This is a genomic window from Verrucomicrobiia bacterium (assembly GCA_035629335.1).
Taxonomy (GTDB): domain Bacteria; phylum Patescibacteriota; class Saccharimonadia; order Saccharimonadales; family Saccharimonadaceae; genus DASUUR01.
In genome coordinates this window covers 1-2,564 of the sequence record DASPIB010000002.1, presented here as the reverse complement: position 1 = coordinate 2,564, position 2,564 = coordinate 1, and the positions used below count along the sequence as shown (strand labels likewise).

The following is a 2,564-nucleotide window of genomic DNA, read 5'->3' as shown; positions in this document are numbered from 1 at the left end:
TTCCTTTTCCAGCAAGCGGCTTAATGACGTCGACAACGAACGCGCCTGAGCGCCGCTCAAGCCGATACTTTTACATTCGAGATAAGCCAATGGCTTATCGCTCCCGCCGAACAACATCGGCTTGCCGGAAGCCAGCTCGACCATGACATAGCGCTCCGACTTACCGGTCTCTTTGGCCATCAGTTGCGACATTTCAGCCAGTAATGGCGAAGATTTTTCATCGGTGATGGGCGTATTGGTATTGAGTTTTAAATAAGGCATCGCAAATTCCTCTTAAGATACGGTAAAAAATAACATCCCTAAATGTGTATGGGTTCCCACGGAGGACCGTGAGAACCAGGAAAAAAAGCAGTAGGATGGGTAGAGGCGAAGCGAAAACCCATCTTAGGGTGATAAAACGTTACGAACGGGTTTATAAAACCCGTCCGGCAAGTGACATCGGGAGCTTCGATAAAATCCCCGGCTGCCGAGTATCGGTGGCTTCGATAGTCGCGACGAAGGCGTCGCTCCCACAGAGGATTGCAAGCGCTGATAGGGGTAGGGAAGATTTCTCTCCCCTCCCTCCGAACCGTGCATGCGGTTCTCCCGCACACGGCTCTCCAGTCGGTGGTTTCCTCATCGGGACAAGCTGGTGAGCAATGGTGTTATTAATTGGTGAACCCCATTACTCCGCGTTACCACGTCAGCCCGCAAACTCGGTTTGATTCGTTACCTTCGGCTCCCTTCAACGGCTGAGCCTCTTTAAGCCTTTTACCTGAGGTTGGCTTAATGGCCGTGACACCGAACGCTACCTCGTTTCCACCTTCCTACCCTTCTTTCCTATGGCCGGTTTTGCTAGCCGGCTTTTACCATCTTTTCCCCTCTCGGTTTAGGCTCGTGTTTGTTTTCTCTGTTTCCGCCTGGTTTCCCAGCGGTGCCACACTGTCCTCGCCTTGCCTTGAGCTTCCTCGACTTACGGTAATATAAGGGTTCTGACTCCTGCCACGGTCACCTCCGTAACAGGTCTCCCCAGTTTCTTCACAATACCTTCTGAACATTCCACTCCCAACCACAAGGTAGGCCCATTTATCGTTTTATCTGCCACAACAACGTAAATGATGGTTTTCAGGCTTCGTCGACTCCCAGGGGACTCGCCGCCTTACCCCGCCGAATCGGATTCGCTTTACTGCGGACTGCTCTTTTGCCTCCAGTTGCTCTCCACCCCACCTCGCGGTGACGCAGTTACTTTCAGCTACGACGTTATGGCTTACGCCGACAGGGACTTACACCCTGCTGATTTTGTGCCCTCCTGGGCGCACTGGGAGCGACGCCTTCGTCGCGATTTTCGAAGCCATTGACTTTCAATACCCACTGATTTTTCCAACAGTACCGTTCCCAGGTATTCGACGAAATAAGTGTAATTCAACTACTACTCCCCCGGTCCTCGGAAATTAACACCGACCTTCTCTGTATAATTAACGCCTCTGCTTCCCAATCTATTATTAAGCTTTTTGGACATCAGCTTATAAGTCGTCAAACTGCTATTCCAATTTTCCCTGGATGATTGCGTCGTGTCGTTACCTTGCTTATTCGTCCAGTGAACAGCAATTGGCGGGTCATGATCCGGGGAAGCGTGCGCCAAAGGTACAATGGCTTTCCCGTTTAATTTTTGTGTATAACCTTCTGCCGATTCGTCCGCGGCTGAGCCTTCACTTAAAAACTTTGTCGAATCGTTTGGGTGTTTCAATGCCGGCAACTTGCTATTTTTTATGCTGCTACGACTTGACGATGAATCCGAATAAAATGTTGAACGTATATTATTTGAACCACGGACACCGGGTTTTAACACAAAAGTGGCGCCGCTCCCTTCCAAAATTACAAAATTCGATGGATGCGAAAAGCTGCTGCGCTCCCAGTCGACCCCTTCTTTACTGTAACTCAATAAACCGGCCGTGCCATCGGTTTTTGTGGTTGAAAAAGAAACGGCTTCTAATTGCCCATCCGCTCCTCGTTTAACAACGGATCTTGCAGCGCTTACTCGCTCGAATAAACCTGTTTTTAAATTCTTAATCCAGGAACCGACTGTGACTGGCTCAGAAACTCCTCCAGTTGGTACCTTCGCACCGCTAGGTACACCTAGATTTTGGTTGGTAACCGGATTAATCGTCATCTTAACCCACCACTGTCCGTCTCTTTCGTAAGGTTCTATTTGTTGCAAACCATAACGGACTTTAATAAAGTTCATAGCAGCCGTTAGTAACGGCTTAGTAATCCGACCTGTTAATTTTCGAGCGGCGGCGACAGCCGCATTCGCCGCCAACTTCAGGCGTTCATTAGGGTCTTTCGGAACGCCGGCTTGCAATAGCGCACTACCGGCCTTCTTCAGCATTTTCCCCAACCAAGCCACAATCTTATCCAATCCCTTATCGATCGGCTTGCGGATTTTATTGATGATACCGACGATTTTTTCAGGAATATTACCGAGGCCCGCGAATTTGGCCAGGAACGCCAACACCAAGGTCAAGGTATTCGCCATCGTTTGCTCGACTCGTTTGGCCGCGGCGGCGATTTGTCCGGCTGCGATC

The 2,564-nt window shown here is 49.8% G+C and carries 2 protein-coding genes; both read right to left on the bottom strand.

Features of this window, described 5'->3' with window-relative positions:
• Window positions 1–261, bottom strand: a 261-nt coding sequence (locus tag VD907_05780; protein ID HYG84354.1) for a phenylpyruvate tautomerase MIF-related protein, incomplete at its 3' end; no start/stop codon positions are given.
• A gap of 1,147 nt (window positions 262–1,408) precedes the next feature.
• Window positions 1,409–2,564: hypothetical protein (locus VD907_05775; protein HYG84353.1), on the bottom strand; the 1,156-nt coding region annotated here is incomplete at its 5' end.